Source organism: Escherichia sp. MOD1-EC6819 (assembly GCF_002965765.1).
Classification (GTDB): domain Bacteria; phylum Pseudomonadota; class Gammaproteobacteria; order Enterobacterales; family Enterobacteriaceae; genus Escherichia; species Escherichia ruysiae.
In genome coordinates, this window is sequence record NZ_PTRG01000009.1 from 196,289 (window position 1) to 223,150 (window position 26,862).

Genomic DNA, 26,862 nt, shown 5'->3' on the forward strand with positions numbered 1-26,862 from the left:
TTATGCGTACCGTTTTGAACATTCTGAACTTTGTGCTTGGCGGATTTGCCACCACTCTGGGCTGGCTGTTGGCAACCCTGGTCAGTATTGTGCTGATTTTTACCTTACCGCTGACACGATCCTGCTGGGAGATCACCAAACTGTCTCTGGTGCCTTACGGCAATGAGGCCATTCATGTCGATGAACTGAATCCGGCAGGTAAAAATGTACTGCTGAATACTGGCGGTACGGTACTGAATATTTTCTGGCTGATTTTCTTTGGCTGGTGGTTATGCCTGATGCACATTGCGACAGGTATCGCACAATGCATTTCCATCATCGGCATTCCGGTTGGCATTGCGAATTTTAAAATTGCCGCTATTGCACTGTGGCCGGTCGGTCGCCGCGTAGTTTCTGTGGAAACAGCTCGTGCTGCGCGTGAAGCCAATGCGCGACGTCGTTTTGAATAATCTAACATTATGGCTTTTATGCTAAGTCCTTTGCTCAAACGCTATACCTGGAACAGCGCCTGGCTGTATTACGTGCGTATTTTTATTGCGCTTTGTGGAACCACAGCGTTTCCGTGGTGGCTGGGTGATGTAAAACTGACGATTCCGCTGACACTGGGAATGGTGGCAGCGGCGCTAACCGATCTCGACGACCGACTGGCTGGGCGTCTGCGTAACCTCATCATTACGCTGTTCTGCTTTTTTATTGCCTCGGCCTCGGTAGAACTCCTTTTCCCCTGGCCCTGGTTATTTGCCATTGGCTTAACGCTCTCCACCAGCGGTTTCATTTTGCTTGGCGGTTTGGGTCAACGCTATGCAACAATCGCCTTTGGTGCGTTGCTGATCGCCATTTACACCATGCTGGGGACGTCTCTCTATGAGCACTGGTATCAGCAGCCGATGTATCTGCTTGCTGGTGCCGTCTGGTACAACGTTCTGACGCTTATTGGTCATCTACTGTTCCCTGTCCGCCCATTGCAGGACAATCTGGCGCGTTGCTATGAACAACTGGCGCGTTATCTGGAACTGAAATCACGCATGTTCGATCCTGATATAGAGGATGAAAGCCAGGCACCGCTGTACGATTTGGCTCTCGCCAACGGGCAACTGATGGCGACACTGAATCAGACGAAACTCTCGTTGCTGACTCGTTTACGCGGCGATCGTGGTCAGCGGGGGACACGTCGCACATTGCATTACTACTTTGTAGCGCAGGATATCCACGAGCGTGCCAGCTCTTCCCATATTCAGTATCAAACGTTGCGGGAACATTTTCGCCACAGCGACGTGCTGTTCCGTTTCCAGCGACTGATGTCAATGCAGGGACAGGCCTGCCAGCAACTGTCACGCTGTATTTTGCTGCGTCAGCCTTATCAACACGATCCGCATTTTGAACGCGCTTTTACGCATATTGATGCTGCGCTTGAGCGGATGCGCGATAACGGCGCGCCCGCCGATTTACTCAAAACACTGGGATTTTTGCTGAACAATTTACGTGCCATTGATGCCCAACTGGCAACAATTGAATCAGAACAGGCTCAGGCACTGCCCCATAATAATGACGAAAATGAACTCGCAGATGACAGCCCGCACGGGTTGAGCGATATCTGGCTGCGTCTTAGCCGTCACTTCACGCCGGAATCCGCCCTCTTCCGTCATGCGGTAAGAATGTCACTGGTCTTGTGCTTCGGCTACGCCATCATTCAGATAACCGGGATGCATCACGGGTATTGGATCTTGCTGACAAGTTTGTTTGTCTGCCAGCCAAACTATAACGCCACGCGCCACCGCCTGAAATTAAGGATTATTGGTACGCTGGTGGGTATTGCGATTGGCATTCCTGTGCTGTGGTTTGTGCCGTCACTGGAAGGGCAACTGGTGCTGCTGGTCATTACCGGTGTTCTCTTTTTTGCCTTCCGTAACGTGCAATACGCTCATGCAACGATGTTCATTACGCTTCTGGTGCTACTGTGCTTTAACTTGCTGGGTGAAGGTTTTGAAGTGGCATTGCCTCGCGTAATCGATACGCTAATCGGATGTGCCATTGCATGGGCAGCGGTAAGTTACATCTGGCCAGACTGGCGGTTTCGTAATCTGCCCCGAATGCTTGAGCGCGCAACCGATGCCAACTGCCGTTATCTCGATGCTATTCTCGAACAATACCACCAGGGGCGCGATAACCGTCTGGCATATCGTATTGCTCGTCGCGATGCACACAATCGTGATGCAGAGCTGGCGTCGGTGGTGTCGAATATGTCCAGCGAACCGAATGTCACACCGCAAATTCGCGAGGACGCGTTCCGGTTACTCTGCCTTAACCATACGTTTACCAGTTACATTTCTGCCCTCGGAGCACACCGTGAGCAGTTAACTAACCCTGAAATTCTGGCGTTTCTTGATGACGCAGTTTGCTATGTGGATGACGCGCTACATCATCAACCTGCCGATGAAGAACGCGTCAATCAGGCATTAGCTGACCTGAAACAACAGATGCAGCAACTTGAACCACGGGCAGACAGCAAAGAACCTCTGGTTGTACAGCAAGTCGGATTATTGATTGCATTACTACCAGAAATTGGTCGTCTGCAGCGCAGAATTACTCAAGTTCCGCAGGAAACTCCTGTTTCGGCGTAAGAGAATCTGCCCATTCTGCAAGCTCCTGGCGGCGTGCCACCGGGAGCGCAGCTTCATGAATACCGAGAATTGCGCCTTCAAGCATAAATAAGATTTTTTCTGTCACCAGACTGTTTTGTTGCCGCAGTCGCAGCCAACACATTTTCGCCCCAAGAATACGTAACGCCCGTACATCCTTAATCCCCACTTCCCCGAGAATAGCCTCAAGATGGTAAGACATATTGGGTAAATCTTTCAGCCGTTGCCGGATATTGCGCGTACTTTTCTCTTGAAGCGCGGCGTCCAGAGAAAATTTCGACAGGCGCACCAGCTTTTGTTGATTTCGCCATAGGCTTTCATCGACCCGGTAGTAATTGAGGGTAACAAACCGCCCACACTTTTTATATGTCAGCCATACTGGCGGATGTTTTACACAGTATTGTGCACTTTGTTCACAAGCCCGAAGATACAACTCGCCATCAGAAACCATTGCAAATACCGTGTCATCAACGGTCAGACTGTAACTACCAAACAATGATCGGTATTCAATGGTGCCCAGCGTAGCCAGGTATTCTTGTGACTTATAGATCCGCTTATAAGAGAGGCTTTTCATAAAATTCCTTTTAAAATCATAATATAAAAGAATGATTCACATTAACGGATCCGTTAAATACGAAAATAGGCAACTTATTATCAAGGGGCAAGATTAATTTAAGTTTTCAGGTCACTAACGACAAAATTTGCGAGGCTCTTTCCGAAATTAGGGTTGATCTTTGTTGCCACTGGATGTACTGTATATTCATACAGTAACTCACAGGGCTGGATTGATTATGTACACTTCAGGCTATGCACATCGTTCTTCGTTGTTCTCATCCGCAGCAAGCAAAATTGCGCGTGTCTCCACGGAAAACACTACAGCTGGGCTAATTAGTGAAGTTGTCTATCGCGAAGATCAGCCCATGATGACGCAACTGCTGCTTTTGCCATTGTTGCAGCAACTCGGTCAGCAATCACGTTGGCAACTATGGTTAACACCAAAACAAAAACTGAGTCGTGAATGGGTTCAGGCTGCTGGGCTACCTTTAACGAAAGTGATGCAGATAAACCAGCTTTCCCCTTGCCACACGGTGGAATCAATGGTTCGCGCTTTACGCACGGGAAATTACAGCGTGGTGATCGGTTGGTTAGCAGATGATCTGACAGAAGAAGAACATGCAGAGCTTGTGGATGCCGCTAATGAAGGTAACGCAATGGGGTTTATTATGCGTCCAGTAAGCACAACCTCTCACGCCACGAGACAACTTTCCGGGGTAAAGATTCACTCTAATTTGTATCATTAAGTAAATTTAGGATTAATCCTGGAACTTTTTTTATCGCCCGTCTGATGATTTCACTCATGGCTAACTTTCCCTGCGGAGGCTTGTCTGAAGCGGTTTCCGCGATTTTATGCTGTAAAGTGTCGTTAACAAAAAAGGTTAAACGCGCCTTATACAAATCTTTTTTTTCATATGCCTGACGGAGTTCACACTTGTAAGTTTTCAACTACGTTGTAGACTTTACATCGCCAGGGGTGCTCGGCATAAGCCGAAGATATCGGTAGAGTTAATATTGAGCAGATCCCCGGTGAAGGATTTAACCGTGTTATCTCGTTGGAGATATTCATGGCGTATTTTGGATGATAACGAGGCGCAAAAAATGAAAAAGACAGCTATCGCGATTGCAGTGGCACTGGCTGGTTTCGCTACCGTAGCGCAGGCCGCTCCGAAAGATAACACCTGGTACACTGGTGCTAAACTGGGCTGGTCCCAGTACCATGACACTGGTTTCATTCCTAACAATGGTCCGACCCACGAAAACCAACTGGGTGCAGGTGCTTTTGGTGGTTACCAGGTTAACCCGTATGTTGGCTTTGAAATGGGTTACGACTGGTTAGGTCGTATGCCGTACAAAGGCGACAACATCAATGGCGCATACAAAGCTCAGGGCGTTCAGCTGACCGCTAAACTGGGTTACCCAATCACTGACGATCTGGACATCTACACTCGTCTGGGTGGTATGGTATGGCGTGCAGACACCAAGGCTAACGTACCTGGTGGCGCATCCTATAAAGACCACGACACCGGCGTTTCTCCGGTATTCGCAGGTGGTGTTGAGTACGCGATCACTCCTGAAATCGCTACCCGTCTGGAATACCAGTGGACCAACAACATCGGTGACGCACACACCATCGGTACTCGTCCGGACAACGGTCTGCTGAGCCTGGGTGTTTCCTACCGTTTCGGTCAGGGCGAAGCAGCTCCGGTAGTTGCTCCGGCTCCGGCTCCAGCTCCGGAAGTACAGACCAAGCACTTCACTCTGAAGTCTGACGTTCTGTTCAACTTCAACAAAGCAACCCTGAAACCGGAAGGTCAGGCTGCTCTGGATCAGCTGTACAGCCAGCTGAGCAACCTGGATCCGAAAGACGGTTCCGTAGTTGTTCTGGGTTACACTGACCGCATCGGTTCTGATGCTTACAACCAGGGTCTGTCCGAGCGTCGTGCTCAGTCCGTCGTTGATTACCTGATCTCTAAAGGTATCCCGTCTGACAAGATCTCCGCACGTGGTATGGGCGAATCCAACCCGGTTACCGGCAACACCTGTGACAACGTGAAACAACGCGCTGCACTGATTGACTGCCTGGCTCCGGATCGTCGCGTAGAGATCGAAGTTAAAGGCATCAAAGACGTTGTAACTCAGCCGCAGGCTTAAGTTCTCGTCTGGTAAAAAAACCCCGCTTCATGCGGGGTTTTTTTCGTCTTCAGTAAAATAAATAACCCTGGCAAGTTATTCCTTTCCGAGTAAAGCCTGCAAATCCTGCTTCAAAGAAGACATTTTATTTGCATATTTCTCTTTGTTTTCCGCATCTTCTATCAGCTGGACAATCGTTTCGGAAAGTGTTTTACCGCGCCGCTGTGCAAGACCAGCCAGCCGTTGCCAGACAATAAATTCCAGATCGATTGATTTCTTACGCGTGTACTGATGTTCCGCATTAAAATGGCGTTTCCGTCTGGCTCGAATAGTCTGCTTCATGCGATTGACCAGCTCTGGATTCATATGCTTGTCAATCCAGCCATTTACCAGCACGGGTTCATTTTCCAGCGATAGCAACACGTCAACGGCTTCCTGGGCGGCACTGGCTTCTACGTAACGGGTAATTAGCTCCCCTTCACGGTGTTTCTTCACCAGATACTTCCATTTCCAACCGCTTTCCAGATTTTCAAGTTGTTGATATTTCATAGCGATCTCAATGTTACCGTGTAACTCTTTACAGAATATCAGTTTTTTAACTGTGTGATGAAAAGAATCTCCATCCTGTGAGCTTTAACGCCCATGCAAGGAGTATTGTCGGTGCTTTCTACGTGTGCTGCAGTGCCGGTTACGGTATAATCGCGGCTTTGACAACAGACTAAAAAACATCAACTTTGACCATTACGAAACTTGCATGGCGTGACCTGGTTCCTGATACCGATAGCTATCAGGAAATATTTGCTCAGCCACATTTGATTGACGAAAACGATCCTTTATTCAGTGATACTCAACCGCGACTGCAATTTGCGCTGGAGCAGCTGCTGCATACGCGAGCATCCTCCTCTTTTATGCTGGCAAAGGCCCCGGAAGAGTCTGAGTATCTGAATCTTATTGCCGATGCCGCACGTGCGCTACAAAGCGATGCAGGCCAACTGGTGGGTGGTCACTATGAGGTTTCCGACCACACCATTCGCTTAAGTAACGCAGTGAGCGTAGATGATAATTTTGCGACTTTAACGCAGGTTGTCGCTGCCGACTGGGTAGAAGCGGAACAACTCTTTGGCTGCCTGCGCCAGTTTAATGGCGACATTACCTTGCAGCCAGGCCTGGTGCATCAGGCAAATGGCGGTATTCTCATCATCTCTTTGCGTACTCTGCTGGCGCAACCTCTGCTGTGGATGCGGTTGAAAAACATCGTTAACCGCGAGCGTTTTGACTGGATAGCGTTTGATGAGTCGCGCCCTCTCCCCGTCTCTGTGCCTTCGATGCCGTTGAAGCTGAAAGTCATTCTGGTAGGCGAACGCGAATCATTGGCTGATTTCCAGGAGATGGAGCCAGAGCTTTCTGAGCAGGCTATTTATAGCGAATTTGAAGATACTCTGCAGATTGTCGATGCGGAGTCAGTAAACCAGTGGTGTCGCTGGGTGACATTTACCGCAAGACATAACCACTTACCTGCACCGGGAGCGGATGCCTGGCCGGTACTTATCCGCGAAGCAGCACGCTACACCGGTGAACAAGAAACACTGCCGCTTAGCCCGCAGTGGATCCTCCGCCAGTGTAAAGAGGTCGCATCCTTGTGCGAAGGCAATAGCTTTACCGGCGAGCAGCTAAACTTAATGCTACAACAACGGGAATGGCGCGAAGGCTTCCTTGCTGAACGGATGCAGGATGAGATCCTTCAGGAGCAGATCCTGATTGAAACCGAAGGCGAACGCATCGGGCAAATTAACGCCCTTTCGGTCATCGAATTTCCGGGCCATCCGCGCGCTTTTGGCGAACCTTCTCGCATTAGCTGCGTTGTGCATATTGGTGATGGCGAATTTACCGATATCGAACGCAAGGCCGAGCTTGGCGGCAACATACACGCTAAAGGGATGATGATCATGCAGGCGTTCCTGATGTCGGAGCTTCAGCTTGAGCAACAGATCCCTTTCTCAGCATCGCTGACGTTTGAGCAGTCATATAGCGAAGTGGACGGCGATAGCGCCTCGATGGCGGAACTCTGCGCCCTGATAAGTGCCCTTGCCGATGTGCCGGTGAATCAGAGTATCGCTATCACAGGTTCAGTCGATCAGTTCGGTCGCGCCCAGCCGGTCGGTGGTTTGAATGAGAAAATCGAAGGCTTCTTTGCTATTTGTCAGCAACGTGAGTTAACGGGGAAACAAGGTGTCATTATCCCCACCGCTAACGTTCGCCATTTAAGTCTTCACAGTGAACTGGTGAAAGCGGTAGAGGAAGGCAAATTCACCATCTGGGCAGTAGACGATGTGACTGACGCACTGCCTTTATTATTAAATCTTGTGTGGGATGGTGAAGGCCAGACAACGCTGATGCAAACTATCCAGGAACGTATTGCGCAAGCATCGCAACAGGAAGGACGTCACCGTTTTCCATGGCCATTACGTTGGCTGAACTGGTTTATTCCGAACTGATCGGACTTGTTCAGCGTACACGTGTTAGCTATCCTGCGTGCTTCACTAAAATAAGGCTTACAGAGAACATGGTAGATAAACGCGAATCCTATACAAAAGAAGACCTTCTTGCCTCTGGTCGCGGAGAACTGTTTGGCGCTAAAGGCCCGCAATTGCCAGCACCAAACATGCTGATGATGGATCGAGTGGTCAAAATGACCGAGACCGGTGGTAACTTCGACAAAGGCTATGTCGAAGCAGAACTGGATATCAATCCAGACCTATGGTTCTTCGGCTGCCACTTCATCGGCGATCCGGTAATGCCGGGATGTCTGGGTCTGGATGCGATGTGGCAGCTGGTAGGGTTCTACCTTGGCTGGCTGGGCGGCGAAGGTAAAGGCCGCGCACTGGGTGTAGGCGAAGTGAAGTTCACTGGTCAGGTTCTACCTACCGCGAAAAAAGTAACCTACCGTATTCACTTTAAACGCATTGTTAACCGTCGCTTGATCATGGGTCTGGCAGACGGCGAAGTATTGGTAGATGGTCGTCTGATCTACACCGCCAGCGACCTGAAAGTCGGTCTGTTCCAGGATACTTCTGCATTCTGATTTAAATCAGGCTACATATTAAAGGCGAAACCTCCGCATTGCGGAGGTTTCTTTTTAAAGAGACAGAATCAGGCCATTACTACCCTGTCCGCCATGGCTTCTCGCCAGCCTCCCAGCCATTGTGACCTTTGATTCAGCGTCTGATAGGGACACATTTCTTTTGAGCGTCCGGCGATGCCGGCCTGATAACCACGTTGATGTGCCCGTTCCAGGCGATCTCGTTTTTGTCTCTTCATGCCTCGTTTCCCTCATACTGGTTTCTGGTGGAAAAGAAAACAGTGATTACTAAATGTGCAATCACAGTTAAGCAATACCGCGAATCATAACTGCCGTCAATGCGCAAAATTCACGCCACTGTCATATTTGTGAGCCACACGGGCATGTTGGTTGTACAAAAAATGTGAAGCGGAACAAGTTTTTCTCGGTGAATTAAACAAAAAAACCGCCTCAGGCTACATGCCGGAGACGGTTATATTTACAAATATTTATAATTAAGGTAGACGCTTTATCTCTCGCGCAATAGCAGCGGCTTCCTGACTCCAGACACTGGCCAGCACTTTGACCATTTCATCGTAGCCATCCTGATTTTGCACCCCTTCCAGACGGAACGGTCGTTTGATCAATTGTCCCTGGTGATTCAACAACCACTCGCCGCTGACAATGACCTTGCCATCATAGCGACCGTTAAACTCCGTTACGGTTACGTTGAGCGTGTCCTGTGCGCTTCCCAGAGGCTGGGAGGCAACCACCCAACCGGGGAGTTGCGTACTCAGATTCGCCACCAGGGTGTTGCGCAACTGTTGATCCAGCGGGCTGGCCCACAGGTTGTTGTTGGCAATCACATACTTCACATCACTGGTCTGATAAACCACCCCATTCCCCGCCAGATAGTCTGGAACAACGACTTGCTCTACCCATAACAGGCGATTGCCCTGGCTGGCGGTACTTTGCGTACCGCTCTGCACAACAGGTAACTGGTAATAGTTTTTATTGATCTCGCCGGAGCTGCATCCGGCCAGCCACAGTGCCGCAATCGTCACTAGCCACTTTTTCATTGTTTCGCCCTCTTCGGCTCTGGATCTTTTTTGTCCTTCGCTTCAAATACCAGCGCGTTACTCTTCTCGTTAAGCGTTTTCAGCACCGGTTGCAGTTCACGCAACACCTGATCAAGCCGCTGCATATCCGCTACCATCTTGTTGTAGGCTGCGGAGCCTGGCTGGAAGCCCTGCATACTGCGATTCAGCTCACGCAACGTTGACTGCATATCCGTTGGCAACTGCTGCATCGACTGGCTGGCGAGGATCTTGTTCATACTATCCAGCGTCGTTTGCAGGTTTTTCATCGTGCGCTGGCTTTCAGACAGCGTACTGGTCGCCTGCTCAATCATCGGATTCAACGGCAGCTTGTTGATCTTATCTAATGCTTCCATCAGACGTTGCTGGATTTGCGCCAGACCGCCGCTAACGGTCGGGATAATCTGATAACCATTAAATTCACGAATACCGGTTATTGCAGGCGTATTTGGATAGAAATCGAGATCAACATAGAGCGCACCAGTGACCAGATTTCCGGTCTTCAGCGATCCGCGCAAGCCACGTTTCAACAACTCTCCAAGGTGCTTAACGACATCCGCATTTTCGCCAAGCTGCATTTTCAGCCGTTCCGGTTCGATGCGTATGAGTACCGGAATACGGTAATCATCATTAAATGTCTGACGCATATTCGGCGCAAAGAAAGGAACTTTACTTACTGTACCCAGGCGAATACCCCGGAATTCTACCGGAGCGCCAGGCTGCAGGCCACGTACCGAATCTTTAAAGAACATCAGATAGTCAATGTGATCGGTGTATAGCGAATCCTGAATGCTCTTCTGGTCGTCATACAAAACGAATGCGGTTTTCGGCGCAACAGGCTGCCCTAAATCCAGACCTTCAGGCACGTCAAAGCTAACGCCGCCGCTGAGTAGCGTTGTCAACGATCCCATCTCTACGCGCATTCCCGCTGACGTCAGATCAACCGCAATGCCACTATCTTTCCAGAAGCGAACATTGCCGGTCACCAACCGGTCATAAGGTGCATTGATAAACAGTTGATAGCTGATATTGCGTTTTTGCGTATCGAAGGTGCTGGTTTCAACCGAACCTACCCGATAGCCACGGAACAGCACCGGATCTCCCGGCGAGAGTTGTCCGGCTTTTTTGCTATCAAGAATCACACGAATACCTTTCGCATCAGGCGGTGCCAGCGGTGGCGAATCGAGCAAATCATAACTTGCCTGTTTGCTGCCTTTCGCCCCCGGTTGCAGTTCGATATACACACCGGAAAGCAGTGTGCCCAGGCCGCTAATACCTTCTCGACCTATCTGCGGTTTTACCACCCAGAAGACGGTATCTTTATGCAGCAGCTTCTCCATACCGGCGTTCAGGCGCGCTTTGATTTCAACGTGCGTCAAATCATCGGCTAGCGTTGCGCTCTCGACCACGCCGACGTCAACACTACGGCTTTTAATGGTAGTCTTGCCGCCCTCAATCCCTTCCGCATTCGCGGTGATCAGGGTAACTTCCGGTCCCTGATGGCTGTAATGATAAAAAAGAACCCACGCCCCTATAAGCGCCGTGACGATAGGAAATATCCACACGGGAGACCAGTTCTTCACTTTCTGGATTTTGGCTTCCCCATTATTAGATTCCATACTGTCAGGACTCCTCATGCACTGATTCAGGTTGACGATCCCACGACAAGCGTGGATCAAACGTCATTGCAGAAAACATTGTCATTATGACGACTAAAGCAAACATTAACGCACCCATTGCAGGATAAATACTCATTAAACCTCCCATACGCACCAGCGCCGAGAGCACCGCAATCACGAAAACGTCAATCATCGACCAGCGGCCTACAAACTCAACAACTTCATAAATCAAATGCATTCTTTCGCTGTCACGCTTGCCGTGCCCTTTGGCATCCCAGCACAACCATGCGATGGCGATCATCTTTAACGTTGGCACCATGATACTGGCTAAAAAGATAACTGCAGCAACAGGATAAGAGCCTTCACTCCACAACAGGATGACCCCGGCGAGAATCGTTGACGGCATCTTAGAGCCTAATAAATCAGTCACCATGATGGGTAAAAGATTAGCCGGGAGATACAGCATGATGGACGTAACAAGCAGCGCCAGCGTCCATTGCAGGCTATTTCTGCGCCGAACGTATCCTTTCGTACCGCAACGCGGACACACCGTTTCATCGGCGGGAAGGATCGCCGTACAGCAAGAGCAAGAGCGCAATCCTTGTCGGATACCCGTAATGCCCGGTTTTAACGGCTTAAGTAGCTCTGGCATCGGCGCGATATCATCCCACAACCAGCGACGATCAACGCACTGGAAGGCGCGCAGTTGCAGCACACAAAATAAACACCAGGGGAGAAAACTGCTGCCCACACCAATACTGCCGTAGGCCATCAGTTTGACGAAACTGACCAGCACACCCGCGAGGAAAATCTCTGCCATTCCCCAGGTTTTGAGTTGAAAGAGCACCCGTGCCAGTTGCTCTTTCAGACGTACCGGTAATTCGGCGCGATTCACCAGAAGCAGTATGGTAATCAGGCAAAATGCAGGAACCAGTTGCACAAACAACAAGAAAAAAGTGCCGAGGCTGGCGTAGTCCTCAGAAAACAGCACGCCCGGAATTTCCAGTAATGTAATTTCACTGGTAACTCCTGCGACGTTCATATTCACAAAAGGGAATAAGTTGGACAGCAACAGCATGAACAGTGCGGCCAACGCATAGGCGGTAGGACGCTGCCGGGGCGCGTCCCACGCAACGGTTAACGTTGTGCCACACCGAGGACATGCCGCTTTCTGACCATGCTCAAGGTGGGGTAATGCCACCAGCATGTCACACTGCGAGCACAAGATATGCTTCGCGGCATGATGATGTTCGCACATTGGTACTCCTTAATGATGCGCTATTCTACAGATTGCTGACAAAGTGTCCTTTTTTCATGCCGGATGCAGCATTGGTGCCTTTACCGGTCTGAGAGAATACAAATGATTTCCCCCATGCCTGATAAGCGTAGCGCATCAGGCAATTTTACCTTTGTCATCAGCCTCTATATCAATCAACTGTTTTGCGATCAGCCACCATTTTTTAACGCTTCAAGATACTCCCAGCGTTCAAAAGCCTGCTCCAGCTCCTGCTCCGCAGCAGCCAGATCAGCGAGCACTTTTTGCGTATGTTCATGAGACTGGCTGAAGAAGGAGGCATCCGCCACCTGCGCCTGTAAGGCTTCCAGCTTCGCTTCCAGATCTTCAAGCAATTGCGGAAGCTGTTCCAGTTCGCGCTGCAATTTATAGCTTAGTTTGCTAGTGTTGCGTTTTACAGTTTCTGCTTTTGGCGCTGCCGCTTCTTCGGTTTTTTTCACCACCGGCTGTTTAAGCGCCACATACTGTTCTTGCTGACCACGGGCATCATGATAACCGCCAACATAACGACCAATTTTGCCGCCGCCTTCAAAGATCCAGCATTCTGTCACAGTGTTATCGACAAACTGACGATCGTGGCTTACTAACAACACCGTCCCCTGGTAGCTGTCGATTAGCTCTTCAAGCAGTTCGAGCGTTTCGACGTCAAGGTCGTTGGTCGGTTCGTCGAGGATCAGTAAATTGCTTGGCTTAAGGAACAAACGTGCTAACAGCAGACGGTTACGTTCCCCGCCAGAAAGCGCACGTACCGGCGTCATCGCCCGTTTCGGATGGAACAGGAAGTCCTGCAAATAACCCAGCACGTGGCGTGGTTTACCGTTAACCATCACCTCTTGCTTACCTTCGGCAAGGTTATCCATCACCGTTTTATCGGGATCCAGTTCCGCGCGGTGCTGATCGAAATAAGCCACTTCAAGTTTGGTGCCAACGTGAATACGTCCGCTGTCTGGCTGAAGTTGCCCCAGCATCAGTTTTAACAGCGTGGTTTTACCGCAGCCATTCGGGCCAATCAGCGCAATTTTGTCGCCACGTTGTACCTGAGCGGAAAAGTCTTTCACCAGTTGTTTGCCCTCAACCTGATAGCAAACATCTTCCATTTCAAAGACTATTTTACCGGAGCGGCTGGCTTCTTCGACCTGCATCTTCGCCGTACCCATTACCTCCCGGCGTTGGCTACGTTCACGACGCATCGCTTTCAATGCACGCACGCGACCTTCGTTACGGGTACGACGCGCTTTGATCCCCTGACGGATCCATACCTCTTCCTGCGCCAGTTTGCGGTCGAACTCGGCGTTTTGCAGCTCTTCCACGCGCAGGGCTTCTTCTTTTTCCAGCAGGTACTGGTCGTAATTCCCTGGATAGGTCACCAGCTTGCCGCGATCGAGATCAACAATGCGCGTCGCCATATTGCGAATAAACGAACGGTCGTGGGAGATGAAAATAATCGTCCCATTGAAGGTTTTAAGGAACCCTTCCAGCCAGTCGATGGTTTCGATATCCAGGTGGTTAGTCGGTTCGTCGAGCAGTAACACGCGCGGATTGCTCACCAGCGCGCGTCCCAACGCCGCTTTACGCAACCAACCGCCGGAAAGTGACGACAGCGCAGCATTGGGGTCTAATCCCAGCTGTGCCAATACTTCGTTGATGCGGTTTTCCAGTTGCCACAGATTATGGTGATCAAGCTGCTCCTGGACTTTCGCCAGTTCATTGAGATTTTTCTCGCTCGGGTCATTCATCACCAGGCGCGAAATATCGTGATAGCGTTTCAGGTATTCCGCCTGTTCTTCGATGCCTTCGGCAACGAAATCATAAACGCTGCCCTCAACGTTACGCGGCGGATCTTGTTGCAAACGCGCAACGATCAAATCTTGCTCATAGATTATCCGACCGTCATCCAGCCCCTGTTCACGGTTGAGGATTTTCATTAACGTCGATTTGCCTGCGCCGTTACGGCCCACCAGACAAACACGTTCGTTATCTTCGATATGCAGTTCTGCGTTATCGAGAAGCGGCGCGTCGCTGAACGACAGCCATGCGCCATGCATACTGATTAATGACATTACTATTCCTTTCAGGCTGCGGTAATCAGCCAGCAGTTGTGGATCTGGCGGTTACGGGCGAAATCCTGGGAGAGCGTTTTTTGCGTAATTTCTTGTGCTTTCAGTCCCAGTTTTGCCAGTCCGTCAAGATCCATACGGAAGCCACGCTTGTTGTTCGAGAACATGATAGTCCCGCCAGCACGCAGCAGACGCTTCAGATCTTTCATCAGCACCAGATGATCGCGCTGAACATCAAACGCATCTTCCATTCGTTTTGAGTTAGAGAAGGTTGGCGGATCGATAAAAATCAGATCGAACTGTTCATTAGCTTCACGCAACCACGCCAGACAATCGGCCTGAATCAGGCGATGCGCACGGCCGGTTAAGCCATTCAGACGCAGGTTGCGTTCTGCCCACTCCAGATAAGTACGCGACATATCCACCGTGGTGGTGCTGCGCGCGCCGCCTAATCCCGCATGCACGGTGGCGCTGCCGGTATAAGAGAACAGGTTGAGGAAATCTTTGCCTTTACTCATCTGACCGAGCATACGACGGGCGATACGGTGATCGAGGAACAAACCCGTATCAAGGTAATCCGTCAGGTTCACCCACAGGTGCGCGTTATATTCGGTGACTTCAAGAAACTCGCCCTTCTCGCCCAGTTTCTGATACTGATTTTTGCCCTTCTGGCGTTCACGGGTTTTCAGCACCAGTTTGTTTGGCGCAATCCCCAGTACCGAAATGGTCGCAGCGATAATATCGAACAAACGTTGACGCGCTTTGTGCGCATCGATGGTCTTCGGCGGCGCGTACTCCTGCACGACCACCCAGTCGGCGTAGCGGTCAACAGCGACGTTGTATTCTGGCAAATCGGCGTCATACAGGCGGTAACATTCAATCCCTTCCTGCCGCGCCCATTTTTCGAATTTCTTCAGGTTCTTACGCAGACGGTTGGCGTAATCTTCCGCCACCATCGCCGGTTTGCTGTCCGGGGTACTTTCGGCAACGTGGTAGTTTTTCTGCACGCAGTCCAGCGGGCCATTTTTCGCCTTGTACTGTTTGTCTGCGCGCAATTGCAGACAACTTAACAAATCCGGCGAGGCGCTGAATAAAGAGAGATTCCAGCCACCGAACTGGTTTTTCATGATTCGGCCCAGCAGGCTATGCAGCGCAATCAGCGCCGGTTCGCTGTCCAGACGCTCACCGTATGGCGGGTTGCTCAGTACGGTGCCATACGGTCCTTTTGGTAGCGGATTGGTCAGTTGCGCGACATCTTTCACCTCAAAAGTGATCAGTTCGCCAATCCCCGCCAGGCGGGCGTTAGTACGCGCACGTTGAATCACCCGCGCATCGCTGTCGGAACCGTAGAAATGAGAGCTGTATTCTGCCAGACCTTTACGGGCGCGAGTTTGTGCTTCCGCTTTCACTTCCTGCCAGATGGCTTCGTCGTGCTGCGCCCAGCCGCTAAATCCCCAACGCCCACGGTGCAAGCCCGGCGCGCGGTCGGTCGCCAGCATCGCGGCTTCAATCAGCAACGTACCGGAACCACACATCGGGTCGAGCAGTGGTGTTCCTGGCTGCCAGCCAGATCGCATCACAATGGCTGCCGCCAGTGTTTCTTTGATTGGCGCAATACCGGCACGGTCACGATAACCACGCAGATGCAAACCATCACCACTTAAGTCGAGAGCGATACTGGCGGTTTCTTTATGCAGCCAGACGTTAACGCGAATATCCGGCGCATCGCGATCAACATTTGGTCGCGGCAGATTTTTACGCGTGAAAGCATCAACAATTGCGTCTTTAACTTTCATCGCGCCATACTGGCTGTTGCGGATAGTGTCATTCAGACCGCTAAAGTGGACAGCAAAGGTCGCGCCAGGATTAAACATCTCTGTCCAGTTGATCGCCTGAACGCCGAGATAGAGGTCTAAATCGCTGTAAACCTTGCACTCGCCCAGCGGCAACATAATACGCGAGGCCAGGCGGCTCCACATCAGGCTCTGGTATACAAGCCGCGTGTCGCCCTTGAAATGGACCCCACCCTGAACCACCTGGCATTCAACGGCCCCCAGGTTTTCCAGTTCAGTTTTTAACAGCTCTTCCAGCCCACGGGCCGTACTGGCAAACAGAGAATTCATATCGTCACTTTTACTCTAAGAAAATTGTTGCGCATTATAGCTAATAAGTCCGTCATGTCATAAAGTTGAGGGCTTATTTTCATTTGGGGACCGCACCGTGGCGACATTAACCCGGCTTTTTATTCATCCTGTTAAATCCATGCGTGGCATCGGTCTGACACACGCTCTTGCAGATATCAGCGGGCTGGCCTTCGATCGCATTTTTATGCTGACAGAACCCGACGGTACATTTATTACCGCCCGTCAGTTTCCACAGATGGTGCGCTTTACCCCATCTCCCGTTCATGACGGTCTGCATCTCACTGCGCCCGATGGTAGTAGTGCGTGGGTACGCTTTGCCGATTTCGCCGAACAGGACGCACCAACGGAAGTGTGGGGTAACCATTTTACTGCGCGCATTGCGCCAGATGAGATAAACAAATGGTTAAGCGGATTTTTCTCCCGCGACGTGCAATTGCGCTGGGTGGGGCCACAGATGACGCGGCGCGTAAAACGCCACAACACTGTACCCCTGTCATTCGCTGATGGCTATCCGTATCTGCTCGTCAATGAAGCTTCATTGCGCGATCTCCAACAACGCTGTCCGGCAAGCGTCAAAATGGAACAATTCCGCCCCAATCTGGTTGTTTCTGGCGTAGCCGCGTGGGAAGAAGACACCTGGAAAGTGATTCGTATTGGCGATGTGGTGTTCGATGTGGTGAAACCTTGTAGCCGTTGTATTTTCACCACCGTTAGCCCGGAAAAAGGGCAAAAGCATCCGGCTGGCGAACCATTAAAAACGCTGCAATCTTTCCGTACAGCCCAGGATAATGGCGATGTCGATTTCGGTCAAAACTTAATTGCCCGTAACAGTGGTGTTATCCGTGTTGGCGATGAGGTGGAAATCCTGGCGACAGCACCGGCAAAAGTCTACGGTGCGGCCGCAGCCGACGATACTTTCTCCGCGACACAACAACCAAACGCGAATGTTGACATCAACTGGCAAGGGCGGGCATTTCGCGGTAATAACCAACAGGTACTGCTGGAACAATTAGAAAATCAAGGGATTCGTATTCCCTATTCTTGCCGTGCCGGCATATGCGGAAGTTGTCGTGTTCAGCTTCTCGAAGGCGAAGTCACCCCGCTGAAAAAATCAGCTATGAGCGACGATGGAACAATTCTTTGCTGTAGTTGCGTACCGAAGACTGCATTGAAACTGAAAAGTTAAACGGCTTGTTCAAGGCTGACGCTGTCATAACTCACATGCGGTCTCAGCCTGTCATTCATAATTTTGATGGCGTCACCCAGTTGCATGGCGCGCCCGGCGATGACGACGCAAGGTTGCGCCAGCAGGCACAGTGCGGCATTTTCGCCAGATTCAATAACCAGTAAATTGACCTGCTCATTGGTGTCGCTTAACCAGACACAGGCAGCATCACCCGACGCTGGTGCCCACATTTCGCCATGAGAAACAAAATGCCAGCTTTTCGGCATTTGCGGTTTGAGATAACGAATCGCTACCAGTGCATTAAGCACCAGTTCAGCTTTTTGTTCTTTTGATAAGTTAAGGTCTCGGCATTTTTCTTCAAACGTGAAATAGAGCGCGGCGTCATCAACGCAAAATCCCGCAGGAGAAAAAGCATCCGGCGTCAACATTTTACGCGCAAAACGTGAGCGAAACAGCATACCATTGGCTAAATCAAGCATCATTCGATCATGCTCTTCATCGTAATACCAACGCCAGTTATCGTCTGGTTTAATTCGCATATGCCTCTCCTCTACCCTATAAATTCACTGCAACACATTCCATTGTCGCTTTGCTTAATAACCTCAACAAGAAAAGTACAAAATGTCTAAATAAGTAACAGGAATGAATATAAAACAACCAGGGCTGAAAATAAAGCCCTGATTATCTTATAAAGAGAAAGTGAAAGAAATAATTAGATATGAGTAACGATTTCTTTAATCAGCGGCGGTCCTTTAAAAATAAAACCAGAATAAATTTGCACCAGTGAAGCCCCCGCTGCTATCTTCTCACGGGCAGCAATAACCGAGTCAATACCACCAACACCAATGATCGGTAAACGACCGTTTAATTCCTGCGACAAGCGGCGAATAATTTCTGTGCTTTTTAATTGCAACGGACGACCACTTAAGCCACCGGTTTGATCGCAATTTTTCATTCCCTGAACTAAAGAACGATCGAGGGTGGTATTAGTCGCAATAACGCCATCAATATTATGACGTACCAAACTATCGGCAACCTGGATCAACTCTTCTTCAGAAAGATCCGGCGCGATCTTCACTGCGATCGGCACATATTTATGGTGCATCGCTTGCAAATCATTTTGCTTATTTTTAATTGCCGTTAATAAATCATCCAGTGCTTCGCCATATTGCAGAGTACGTAATCCTGGGGTATTCGGTGATGAAATATTGATGGCAATATATCCTGCATAGGCGTAGATTTTTTCCATACAAATCAGATAGTCATCTTTGCCTTGCTCAACCGGTGTATCTTTATTTTTACCGATATTAATTCCCAGAACGCCGTCATAATGTGCTTTTTTAACGTTCTCAACGAGGTTATCAACGCCGAGGTTATTAAAGCCCATACGGTTGATCAAACCTTCAGCATCCACCAGACGGAAGAGACGTGGCTTGTCATTTCCTGGTTGTGGGCGAGGGGTGACAGTGCCGATCTCGATCGATCCAAATCCCATTGCGCCTAAAGCGTCAATACACTCCCCGTCTTTATCAAGACCGGCAGCCAGACCAAGCGGATTTTTAAAGGTCAGTCCCATGCAGTTAACCGGTTTCGCTGGAACGTTCTGTCGAACAAGTGCTTCAAACGGCGTTCCGGTAATGCGACGTAATTGCTGAAAAGTAAACTCATGAGCGCGCTCAGGATCGAGCTGAAAAAGGGCTTTACGAACGAAGGGGTAGTACATGAACTCTCCTGGATTCCCGGTGTGCAAACCGGGTGCGTATTATGTGCGAGTTCGGATCAAAAGGGAATTGACCTGTGGCAATAAATAGCAAACGTTTTCTTGTTGTGCTTTTTTTATGCTTTTTTTGGCTTTTCTTCATCAGATAAATCATTTCGACTCACAAGCTCTCTCTGTCAGACTGACCGAATTGTTATCAATTTTAACAAAACAAGAACTATTGGTTATAAGGAGAGAGTATGCGTGTCATTACCCTGGCAGGAAGTCCTCGCTTTCCTTCTCGCTCCAGCTCTTTGCTGGAATATGCGCGGGAAAAATTGAATGGCCTGGATGTGGAAGTTTATCACTGGAATCTGCAAAACTTCGCCCCGGAAGATTTGCTTTATGCCCGTTTCGATAGTCCGGCACTCAAGACTTTCACCGATCAGTTGCAACAGGCTGATGGGCTGATTGTCGCCACTCCCGTCTACAAAGCCGCCTATTCCGGCGCACTGAAAACGCTTCTCGACCTGCTACCAGAACGCGCACTACAAGGAAAAGTGGTGTTGCCGCTGGCGACAGGTGGCACGGTGGCTCACCTGCTGGCGGTTGATTACGCACTTAAACCAGTTTTAAGCGCACTAAAAGCCCAGGAGATCCTACACGGCGTATTTGCCGATGACTCGCAGGTGCTTGATTTCCAACATAAGCCGCAATTCACGCCGAATCTGCAATCCCGTCTAGATACCGCGCTCGATACCTTCTGGCAGGCGCTGCACCGCCGCGATGTCCAGGTTCCTGACCTTCTCTCTCTGCGAGGTAACGCTCATGCGTAATATTTTTAAACTGGTGCTGATGGGATTATTCAGCGTCTCTACGCTCACGATTGCTGCGGAGTCTTCTCCTGAAGCGTTACGGATAGGTTATCAAAAAGGCAGCATCAGCATGGTGCTGGCAAAAAGCCACCAGTTACTGGAAACACGCTATCCGCAAACCAAAATCTCGTGGGTGGAGTTTCCCGCTGGTCCGCAAATGTTGGAGGCGTTAAACGTCGGCAGTATCGATCTGGGCAGTACGGGGGACATTCCTCCAATTTTTGCTCAGGCCGCCGGTGCTGATTTGGTCTACGTCGGTGTCGAGCCACCGAAACCAAAAGCCGAAGTGATTCTGGTGCCCGAAAACAGCCCGATCAAAACTGTGGCTGAACTAAAGGGCCACAAAGTCGCGTTTCAGAAAGGTTCAAGTTCGCACAACCTTTTACTGCGCGCACTGCAACAAGCCGGGCTTAATTTCACTGATATCCAGCCGACCTATCTGACGCCCGCCGATGCGCGCGCTGCATTCCAGCAGGGTAACGTCGACGCCTGGGCTATCTGGGATCCCTACTACTCCGCTGCGTTATTGCAGGGCGGCGTGCGGGTGCTGAAAGATGGCACCGATCTCAATCAAACCGGATCGTTTTATCTGGCAGCCCGTCCGTATGCAGAAAAAAACGGCGCATTTATTCAGGGCGTACTGGCAACCTTTAGCGAGGCCGATGCGTTAACCCATAGCCAGCGCGAACAAAGCATCGCCCTGTTGGCAAAAACAATGGGTTTACCGGCGCCGGTCATTGCCTCATATCTTGACCATCGCCCCCCTACCACCATCAAACCCGTGAACGCCGAGGTTGCTGCTTTACAGCAACACACTGCCGACCTGTTTTATGAAAATCGTCTGGTGCCGAAAAAAGTCGATATCCGCCAACGCATCTGGCAGCCCACTCAACTGGAAGGAAAACAATTATGAGTCTGAATATGTTCTGGTTTTTACCCACGCACGGTGACGGTCATTATCTGGGAACGGAAGAAGGGTCTCGCCCGGTTGATCATGGGTATCTGCAACAGATTGCACAAGCGGCGGATCGTCTTGGCTATACCGGCGTGCTGATCCCAACAGGCCGTTCCTGCGAAGATGCGTGGCTGGTGGCGGCATCGATGATCCCGGTGACGCAACGGCTTAAGTTCCTCGTCGCCCTACGCCCAAGTGTGACATCGCCTACCGTAGCCGCTCGCCAGGCTGCCACGCTTGATCGCCTCTCTAATGGACGCGCGTTGTTTAACCTGGTCACAGGCAGCGATCCGCAAGAGCTGGCAGGCGACGGCGTGTTCCTTGATCATAGCGAGCGTTACGAAGCCTCGGCGGAATTTACTCAGGTCTGGCGACGTTTATTGCAGGGAGAAACCGTCGATTTCAACGGTAAACATATTCATGTGCGCGGAGCAAAACTGCTCTTCCCGCCGATTCAACAGCCGTATCCGCCACTTTACTTTGGCGGATCGTCTGACGTCGCTCAGGATCTGGCTGCCGAACAGGTTGATCTCTATCTCACCTGGGGCGAGCCGCCGGAGCGGGTAAAAGAGAAGATAGAACAAGTGCGGGCAAAAGCTGCCGCGCATGGGCGCAAAATTCGTTTCGGTATTCGTCTGCATGTAATTGTCCGCGAAACCAACGACGAAGCCTGGCGGGCCGCCGAACGGTTAATCTCCCATCTTGATGATAAGACGATTGCCAAAGCACAAGAAGCATTTGCCCGGACGGATTCAGTCGGTCAACAACGAATGGCGGCGCTGCATAACGGTAAGCGCGACAATCTGGAGATCAGCCCCAATTTATGGGCGGGAGTTGGCTTAGTACGCGGCGGTGCCGGAACGGCGCTGGTGGGCGATGGGCCGACAGTCGCTGCGCGAATCAACGAATACGCCGCGCTTGGCATCGACAGTTTTGTCCTTTCTGGCTATCCACATCTGGAAGAAGCGTATCGGGTTGGCGAGTTGTTGTTCCCACATCTGGATGTCGCCATCCCACAGATTCCCCAACCGCAGCCGCTGAACCTGCAAGGCGAAGCGGTGGCAAATGAGTTTATCCCACGTAAAGTCGCGCAAAGCTAAGGAACAAGATGATGGCAACGCCAGTGAAAAAGTGGTTATTGCGCGTTGCCCCCTGGTTTTTACCGGTGGGCATCGTGGCGGTGTGGCAACTGGCCTCGTCAGTTGGCTGGTTGTCGACACGTATTTTGCCCTCTCCGCAAGGGGTGGTGACGGCGTTCTGGACGCTCTCAGCCAGCGGCGAATTGTGGCAGCATCTGGCGATCAGCTCCTGGCGGGCGCTGATTGGTTTTTCCATTGGCGGATCGCTGGGCTTGATTCTGGGACTGATTAGCGGACTGTCGCGCTGGGGGGAGCGACTACTGGATACCTCAATTCAGATGTTGCGCAACGTACCGCATCTGGCGCTGATCCCGCTGGTGATTTTGTGGTTTGGCATTGATGAGTCCGCAAAGATTTTCCTGGTGGCGCTTGGCACGCTATTCCCCATTTATATCAACACCTGGCATGGGATCCGTAATATCGATCGCGGACTGGTAGAGATGGCGCGCAGCTATGGCTTATCCGGCGTGCCGCTGTTTATCCATGTGATCCTGCCCGGAGCCCTGCCCTCAATTATGGTCGGCGTGCGTTTTGCGTTGGGTCTGATGTGGCTAACGCTGATTGTTGCCGAAACCATTTCTGCCAATTCAGGCATTGGTTATCTGGCAATGAATGCGCGGGAGTTTCTGCAAACGGACGTGGTGGTGGTCGCCATTATTCTTTACGCCCTGCTCGGCAAACTTGCTGACGTCAGCGCGCAACTATTAGAGCGCCTCTGGTTGCGCTGGAACCCGGCTTATCATCTGAAGGAGGCCACGGTATGAATACTGCTCGTCTGAACCAGGGCACACCGCTGTTGCTCAATGCGGTATACAAACATTACGCGGATAATATCGTCCTGAACCACCTGGATTTGCATATTCCAGCGGGTCAGTTTGTGGCAGTGGTCGGTCGCAGCGGTGGTGGCAAAAGTACCCTGCTGCGCCTGCTGGCGGGGCTGGAAACGCCAACCGCAGGCGATGTGTTAGCGGGTACAACGCCACTTGCCGAAATTCAGGACGATACACGCATGATGTTTCAGGATGCCCGTCTGCTGCCGTGGAAATCGGTAATTGATAACGTTGGGTTAGGTCTGAAAGGCCAGTGGCGCAATGCCGCGCGTCAGTCGCTGGCTGCGGTAGGGCTGGAGAATCGCGCCGGGGAATGGCCTGCGGCGCTGTCTGGCGGGCAGAAACAGCGTGTGGCGCTGGCAAGAGCGTTGGGGTTTATTGTTGCTTGATGAACCGCTCGGGGCACTGGACGCCTTAACGCGACTGGAGATGCAGGATTTGATTGTGTCACTTTGGCAGGAGCACGGTTTTACCGTCTTGCTGGTAACGCATGATGTGAGCGAAGCGGTGGCGATGGCTGACCGGGTGCTGTTAATTGAAGAAGGAAAAATTGGTCTGGATTTGACGGTGGATATACCCCGTCCGCGCCGGTTAGGGTCGGTACGATTAGCGGAGCTGGAAGCGGAAGTGTTGCAGCGGGTGATGCAGCGTGGGCATTCTGAACAACCGATTCGGCGTCATGGTTAATATGCCGGATGCGGCGCATAAAACCAGCAGTTTCAACGGGCTTGTAGGCCTGATAAGACGCGTCAAGCGTCGCATCAGGCCGTTGGGCACGGTTGCCGGATGCGGCGTGAACGCCTTATCCGGCCTACAAAACCAGCAATTTCAACAGGTTGCCTGATAAGACGCGGCAAGCGTCGCATCAGGCATGTTTGTATCAAGCCAGAGCTTTGGTGATCTTCTCGTACAGATCACCAGAAAGATTTTCCAGTCCTTTTAACTGCTCCAGCGCCGCACGCATTTTCGCCTGACGTTTAGCATCGTAACGTTTCAGGCGAATCAACGGCTCAATCAGGCGTGAAGCCACCTGCGGGTTACGGCTGTTCAGGTCGGTGAGCATTTCCACCAGGAACTGATAACCGCTGCCATCTTCGGCATGGAACGCAGCCGGGTTGCTGCCCGCAAACGCCCCAATCAACGAACGAATACGGTTCGGGTTGCTCATGGTGAACGAACGATGCTGCAACAGGCTGCGCACCGTCTCCAGTACATTCGCCGCCGGACTGGTGGCTTGCAGGATAAACCATTTATCCATCACCAGACCATCCTGATGCCATTTGTCGTCGTACTCCTGCATCAGCGCATCACGACATGGTAACTGCGCAGCAACCGCCGCCGAGAGCGCCGCCAACGCATCGGTCATATTGTTGGCCTCGTGGAACTGCTTGCTCACCAGCACGTCAGCCAGATGCGTTTCACCAAAAGCGAGGAAACGCAGGCAGGCATTACGCAGAGTGCGTTTTGCAATATCTTCATGCTCAACGCGGTACTCGCTCTGGTAATTCGCGTTATAAATAGCAAGCAACTCATCCGCCAGTTCAGCCGCCAGAGTACGGGTGAGAGCTTCGCGCACTTCAGCAATGGCAATCGGGTCGATGATATCGAACAGTTCTGCCATTTCATTGACGGAAGGCAGCGTCAGGATTTCTGCCGCCAGCGCCGGATCAATCTTCTCATCGAGCAGTACCGCGCGGAAAGCATCGGCAACATGTGCTGGTAAAGACAATGGTTGACCTTGCTGATGACGGGCGACGTTCAGTTTGATGTAGGTTGCGAGCAGGCTTTGCGCCGCATCCCAGCGAGAGAAATCATTACGCGCATGGCGCATCAGGAAAGTCAGTTGCTGGTCGCTCCACTTATATTCCAGTTTCACCGGCGCAGAAAATTCGCAAAGCAGCGCAGGCACAGGCTGGAAGTAGACGTTATCGAAGACAAAGGTCTGTTCCGCCTGGGTGACATTCAATACCGGATTGACCGGATGGCCACCCTTCTGCAACGGAATCACTTTGCCTTCGTTGTCATACAGTTCGATAGCAAACGGAATATGTAGCGGCTGTTTTTCTGCCTGATCCGGCGTGGCTGGTGTGCGCTGGCTGATGGTCAGGGTGTACTGCTCGGTTTCCGGATTGTAGTCGTCTTTAACAGTCACAATCGGCGTACCGGACTGGCTGTACCAGCGACGGAAATGGGAAAGATCGACATTTGACGCATCTTCCATCGCCTGAACGAAATCGTCGCAGGTCGCAGCACTACCATCGTGACGCTCGAAATAGAGCTGCATCCCTTTCTGGAAGTTTTCTTCACCCAGCAGAGTGTGGATCATACGAATCACTTCCGCGCCCTTCTCGTAAACGGTCAGGGTGTAGAAGTTGTTCATTTCAATGACCATATCCGGACGGATTGGGTGCGCCATCGGACTGGCGTCTTCCGCAAACTGCAATCCGCGCATGGTGCGCACATTATTGATACGGTTTACCGCGCGGGAACCAAGGTCAGAACTGAACTCCTGATCGCGGAAAACAGTCAAGCCTTCCTTCAAACTGAGCTGGAACCAGTCACGGCAGGTAACGCGGTTGCCGGTCCAGTTATGGAAATATTCATGACCGATGACACGCTCAATGTCGAGATAATCTTTATCGGTTGCGGTGTCGGTACGCGCCAGCACATATTTGGAGTTAAAGATGTTGAGACCTTTATTCTCCATTGCGCCCATGTTGAAGAAATCCACTGCAACGATCATATAGATGTCGAGGTCATACTCCAGACCAAAGCGTTCTTCATCCCACTTCATGGAATTTTTCAGCGAGGTCATCGCCCACGGCGCGCGATCAAGATTGCCGCGATCGACATACAACTCCAGCGCCACTTCGCGACCGGAGCGGGTAGTGAAGGTGTCGCGAAGTACATCGAAGTCACCAGCTACCAGCGCAAACAGATAGCTCGGTTTCGGGAACGGATCCTGCCACTGTACCCAGTGACGTCCATTTTCCAGCTCGCCTTGCTCAACACGGTTACCGTTGGAAAGCAGGAACGGGTATTTGGTTTTATCCGCAATAATTTTGGTGGTAAAACGCGCCAGCACATCCGGGCGATCAAGATAGTACGTAATATGGCGGAAACCTTCAGCCTCACACTGAGTGCAGAGCGCATCGCCTGACTGGTAAAGCCCTTCCAGCGCGGTGTTGGACGCCGGGCTAATTTCATTAACAATCTTGAGCGTAAAACGTTCCGGTAAATTACTGATGATCAGTGCGCCCTCTTCTTCTTTCCAGGCTGTCCACGGCTCATCATTAATATGAATAGAGACTAGTTTAAGGGCTTCGCCGTCCAGACGAAGCGGAGCATCTGATGCACCATGACGGACAGCCTGGCTGATCGCGGTAACCACCGTCTTTTGCGCGTTCAGGTCAAAGGTCAAGTCAATATCAGTAATCTGGTAATCCGGCGCACGATAGTCGTGACGGTATTTGGCTTGTGGCTGTTGAGTCATAAATAACCTTTAGCATCTTTTATAGAGTCAGGTGTTCAGTCTATTCCTGTTGCATAAATCTCGCTACGCAGAATCTTCATCTTTTCAGG

At 51.0% G+C, this 26,862-nt stretch carries 22 protein-coding genes and 1 pseudogene; 12 read left to right on the plus strand and 11 right to left on the minus strand.

The features are described from left to right. Positions 1-2: 2 nt before the first annotated feature. Together A7Z06_RS14895 and yccS are read left to right on the plus strand one after the other, a co-directional pair. Positions 3-449: a YccF domain-containing protein gene (locus A7Z06_RS14895; protein WP_001261238.1), complete on the plus strand. Its 447-nt coding sequence runs from the start codon at positions 3-5 to the stop codon at positions 447-449. Between the two features lie 9 nt (positions 450-458). After that, positions 459-2,621 carry a YccS family putative transporter gene (gene yccS / locus A7Z06_RS14900; RefSeq protein ID WP_000875070.1) on the plus strand — a complete coding sequence of 721 codons (2,163 nt, stop codon included), beginning with the start codon at positions 459-461 and terminating at the stop codon, positions 2,619-2,621. On the opposite strand, the gene sxy is transcribed toward yccS, so the two are convergent. Further along, positions 2,584-3,213 carry a CRP-S regulon transcriptional coactivator Sxy gene (gene sxy, locus A7Z06_RS14905; RefSeq protein ID WP_000839139.1) on the minus strand — a complete coding sequence of 210 codons (630 nt, stop codon included), beginning with the start codon at positions 3,211-3,213 and terminating at the stop codon, positions 2,584-2,586. The two genes, yccS and sxy, sit on opposite strands and share 38 nt — an antisense overlap. Before the next feature lie 217 nt (positions 3,214-3,430). Between sxy and sulA the strand changes: the two genes are divergently transcribed. Both sulA and ompA read left to right on the plus strand, forming a co-directional pair. After that, on the plus strand, positions 3,431-3,940 hold the full coding sequence (sulA, locus tag A7Z06_RS14910) for an SOS-induced cell division inhibitor SulA (RefSeq protein WP_000288697.1): 510 nt from the start codon (positions 3,431-3,433) through the stop codon (positions 3,938-3,940). A gap of 355 nt (positions 3,941-4,295) precedes the next feature. Further along, positions 4,296-5,348, plus strand: coding sequence for a porin OmpA (ompA, locus tag A7Z06_RS14920; RefSeq protein WP_024165063.1), 1,053 nt, complete (start codon positions 4,296-4,298; stop codon positions 5,346-5,348). A gap of 75 nt (positions 5,349-5,423) precedes the next feature. On the opposite strand, the gene matP is transcribed toward ompA, so the two are convergent. Then, positions 5,424-5,876 (minus strand): macrodomain Ter protein MatP, encoded by a 453-nt coding sequence (matP, locus tag A7Z06_RS14925; protein WP_000877169.1) that lies wholly within the window; start codon positions 5,874-5,876, stop codon positions 5,424-5,426. Between the two features lie 185 nt (positions 5,877-6,061). Between matP and A7Z06_RS14930 the strand changes: the two genes are divergently transcribed. Together A7Z06_RS14930 and fabA are read left to right on the plus strand one after the other, a co-directional pair. Beyond that, the gene (locus A7Z06_RS14930; protein ID WP_000156474.1) at positions 6,062-7,822 is read left to right on the plus strand and encodes an AAA family ATPase; all 1,761 of its coding nucleotides are present in this window, start codon (positions 6,062-6,064) and stop codon (positions 7,820-7,822) included. A gap of 68 nt (positions 7,823-7,890) precedes the next feature. After that, positions 7,891-8,409, plus strand: coding sequence for a bifunctional 3-hydroxydecanoyl-ACP dehydratase/trans-2-decenoyl-ACP isomerase (fabA, locus tag A7Z06_RS14935; protein ID WP_000227927.1), 519 nt, complete (start codon positions 7,891-7,893; stop codon positions 8,407-8,409). A gap of 68 nt (positions 8,410-8,477) precedes the next feature. Here fabA and rmf read toward each other — a convergent pair whose 3' ends face one another. The 6 genes from rmf to rlmKL form a co-directional block, all read right to left on the minus strand. Continuing rightward, a complete protein-coding gene (gene rmf / locus A7Z06_RS14940; protein ID WP_000828648.1) occupies positions 8,478-8,645 on the minus strand; it encodes a ribosome modulation factor in 168 nt (55 codons plus the stop codon). A gap of 255 nt (positions 8,646-8,900) precedes the next feature. Beyond that, on the minus strand, positions 8,901-9,464 hold the full coding sequence (gene pqiC / locus A7Z06_RS14945) for a membrane integrity-associated transporter subunit PqiC (protein ID WP_000759126.1): 564 nt from the start codon (positions 9,462-9,464) through the stop codon (positions 8,901-8,903). Then, a complete protein-coding gene (gene pqiB / locus A7Z06_RS14950; RefSeq protein WP_000445527.1) occupies positions 9,461-11,101 on the minus strand; it encodes an intermembrane transport protein PqiB in 1,641 nt (546 codons plus the stop codon). The genes pqiC and pqiB overlap by 4 nt, the downstream gene beginning before the upstream one ends. 4 nt (positions 11,102-11,105) lie before the next feature. Beyond that, positions 11,106-12,359: a membrane integrity-associated transporter subunit PqiA gene (gene pqiA, locus A7Z06_RS14955; RefSeq protein WP_000333155.1), complete on the minus strand. Its 1,254-nt coding sequence runs from the start codon at positions 12,357-12,359 to the stop codon at positions 11,106-11,108. Positions 12,360-12,547: 188 nt separating this feature from the next. Continuing rightward, the gene (locus A7Z06_RS14960) at positions 12,548-14,455 is read right to left on the minus strand and encodes an ABC transporter ATP-binding protein (protein ID WP_000053066.1); all 1,908 of its coding nucleotides are present in this window, start codon (positions 14,453-14,455) and stop codon (positions 12,548-12,550) included. 11 nt (positions 14,456-14,466) lie between these two features. Then, positions 14,467-16,575: a bifunctional 23S rRNA (guanine(2069)-N(7))-methyltransferase RlmK/23S rRNA (guanine(2445)-N(2))-methyltransferase RlmL gene (rlmKL, locus tag A7Z06_RS14965; protein ID WP_001086530.1), complete on the minus strand. Its 2,109-nt coding sequence runs from the start codon at positions 16,573-16,575 to the stop codon at positions 14,467-14,469. A 97-nt stretch (positions 16,576-16,672) separates the two neighbouring features. On the opposite strand from rlmKL, the gene ycbX reads away from it, so the two are divergent. Continuing rightward, positions 16,673-17,782 carry a 6-N-hydroxylaminopurine resistance protein YcbX gene (ycbX, locus tag A7Z06_RS14970; protein ID WP_000224255.1) on the plus strand — a complete coding sequence of 370 codons (1,110 nt, stop codon included), beginning with the start codon at positions 16,673-16,675 and terminating at the stop codon, positions 17,780-17,782. On the opposite strand, the gene zapC is transcribed toward ycbX, so the two are convergent. After that, on the minus strand, positions 17,779-18,321 hold the full coding sequence (gene zapC / locus A7Z06_RS14975; RefSeq protein ID WP_001220665.1) for a cell division protein ZapC: 543 nt from the start codon (positions 18,319-18,321) through the stop codon (positions 17,779-17,781). The genes ycbX and zapC overlap by 4 nt on opposite strands. A gap of 173 nt (positions 18,322-18,494) precedes the next feature. Then, positions 18,495-19,505, minus strand: a complete 1,011-nt coding sequence (gene pyrD / locus A7Z06_RS14980) for a quinone-dependent dihydroorotate dehydrogenase (protein WP_010344456.1) — start codon at positions 19,503-19,505, stop codon at positions 18,495-18,497. Between the two features lie 236 nt (positions 19,506-19,741). Here pyrD and ssuE point away from each other — a divergent pair, with 236 nt between their 5' ends. The 5 genes and pseudogenes from ssuE to ssuB all read left to right on the plus strand — a co-directional run bounded on the left by ssuE (position 19,742) and on the right by ssuB (position 23,967). Then, positions 19,742-20,317, plus strand: coding sequence for an NADPH-dependent FMN reductase (gene ssuE, locus A7Z06_RS14990; RefSeq protein WP_001263924.1), 576 nt, complete (start codon positions 19,742-19,744; stop codon positions 20,315-20,317). Continuing rightward, positions 20,310-21,269, plus strand: coding sequence for an aliphatic sulfonate ABC transporter substrate-binding protein SsuA (gene ssuA / locus A7Z06_RS14995; RefSeq protein WP_001244251.1), 960 nt, complete (start codon positions 20,310-20,312; stop codon positions 21,267-21,269). The genes ssuE and ssuA overlap by 8 nt, the downstream gene beginning before the upstream one ends. Then, a complete protein-coding gene (gene ssuD / locus A7Z06_RS15000) occupies positions 21,266-22,411 on the plus strand; it encodes an FMNH2-dependent alkanesulfonate monooxygenase (RefSeq protein WP_000056005.1) in 1,146 nt (381 codons plus the stop codon). Before ssuA ends, ssuD begins: the two co-directional genes overlap by 4 nt. An 11-nt stretch (positions 22,412-22,422) precedes the next feature. Continuing rightward, entirely contained in the window at positions 22,423-23,214 is a 792-nt protein-coding gene (gene ssuC, locus A7Z06_RS15005; protein WP_000235208.1) for an aliphatic sulfonate ABC transporter permease SsuC, read from the plus strand. After that, a pseudogene (ssuB, locus tag A7Z06_RS15010) lies at positions 23,211-23,967 on the plus strand (aliphatic sulfonates ABC transporter ATP-binding protein). The gene ssuC and the pseudogene ssuB overlap by 4 nt, the downstream one beginning before the upstream one ends. Before the next feature lie 193 nt (positions 23,968-24,160). Here the strand turns inward: ssuB and pepN are convergent. Then, positions 24,161-26,773 carry an aminopeptidase N gene (gene pepN / locus A7Z06_RS15015; protein WP_000193880.1) on the minus strand — a complete coding sequence of 871 codons (2,613 nt, stop codon included), beginning with the start codon at positions 26,771-26,773 and terminating at the stop codon, positions 24,161-24,163. Positions 26,774-26,862 lie beyond the last annotated feature (89 nt).

Coding starts and splice junctions, on each gene's coding strand:
- pepN (WP_000193880.1), bottom strand. CDS start 26,773: ATGACTCAACAGCCACAAGCCAAATACCGTCACGACTATCGTGCGCCG.
- ssuA (WP_001244251.1), top strand. CDS start 20,310: ATGCGTAATATTTTTAAACTGGTGCTGATGGGATTATTCAGCGTCTCT.
- pqiA (WP_000333155.1), bottom strand. CDS start 12,359: ATGTGCGAACATCATCATGCCGCGAAGCATATCTTGTGCTCGCAGTGT.
- ssuD (WP_000056005.1), top strand. CDS start 21,266: ATGAGTCTGAATATGTTCTGGTTTTTACCCACGCACGGTGACGGTCAT.
- sxy (WP_000839139.1), bottom strand. CDS start 3,213: ATGAAAAGCCTCTCTTATAAGCGGATCTATAAGTCACAAGAATACCTG.
- zapC (WP_001220665.1), bottom strand. CDS start 18,321: ATGCGAATTAAACCAGACGATAACTGGCGTTGGTATTACGATGAAGAG.
- A7Z06_RS14960 (WP_000053066.1), bottom strand. CDS start 14,455: ATGTCATTAATCAGTATGCATGGCGCATGGCTGTCGTTCAGCGACGCG.
- matP (WP_000877169.1), bottom strand. CDS start 5,876: ATGAAATATCAACAACTTGAAAATCTGGAAAGCGGTTGGAAATGGAAG.
- pyrD (WP_010344456.1), bottom strand. CDS start 19,505: ATGTACTACCCCTTCGTTCGTAAAGCCCTTTTTCAGCTCGATCCTGAG.
- fabA (WP_000227927.1), top strand. CDS start 7,891: ATGGTAGATAAACGCGAATCCTATACAAAAGAAGACCTTCTTGCCTCT.
- ompA (WP_024165063.1), top strand. CDS start 4,296: ATGAAAAAGACAGCTATCGCGATTGCAGTGGCACTGGCTGGTTTCGCT.
- ssuC (WP_000235208.1), top strand. CDS start 22,423: ATGGCAACGCCAGTGAAAAAGTGGTTATTGCGCGTTGCCCCCTGGTTT.
- pqiB (WP_000445527.1), bottom strand. CDS start 11,101: ATGGAATCTAATAATGGGGAAGCCAAAATCCAGAAAGTGAAGAACTGG.
- rmf (WP_000828648.1), bottom strand. CDS start 8,645: ATGAAGAGACAAAAACGAGATCGCCTGGAACGGGCACATCAACGTGGT.
- ssuE (WP_001263924.1), top strand. CDS start 19,742: ATGCGTGTCATTACCCTGGCAGGAAGTCCTCGCTTTCCTTCTCGCTCC.
- yccS (WP_000875070.1), top strand. CDS start 459: ATGGCTTTTATGCTAAGTCCTTTGCTCAAACGCTATACCTGGAACAGC.
- pqiC (WP_000759126.1), bottom strand. CDS start 9,464: ATGAAAAAGTGGCTAGTGACGATTGCGGCACTGTGGCTGGCCGGATGC.
- sulA (WP_000288697.1), top strand. CDS start 3,431: ATGTACACTTCAGGCTATGCACATCGTTCTTCGTTGTTCTCATCCGCA.
- A7Z06_RS14895 (WP_001261238.1), top strand. CDS start 3: ATGCGTACCGTTTTGAACATTCTGAACTTTGTGCTTGGCGGATTTGCC.
- rlmKL (WP_001086530.1), bottom strand. CDS start 16,575: ATGAATTCTCTGTTTGCCAGTACGGCCCGTGGGCTGGAAGAGCTGTTA.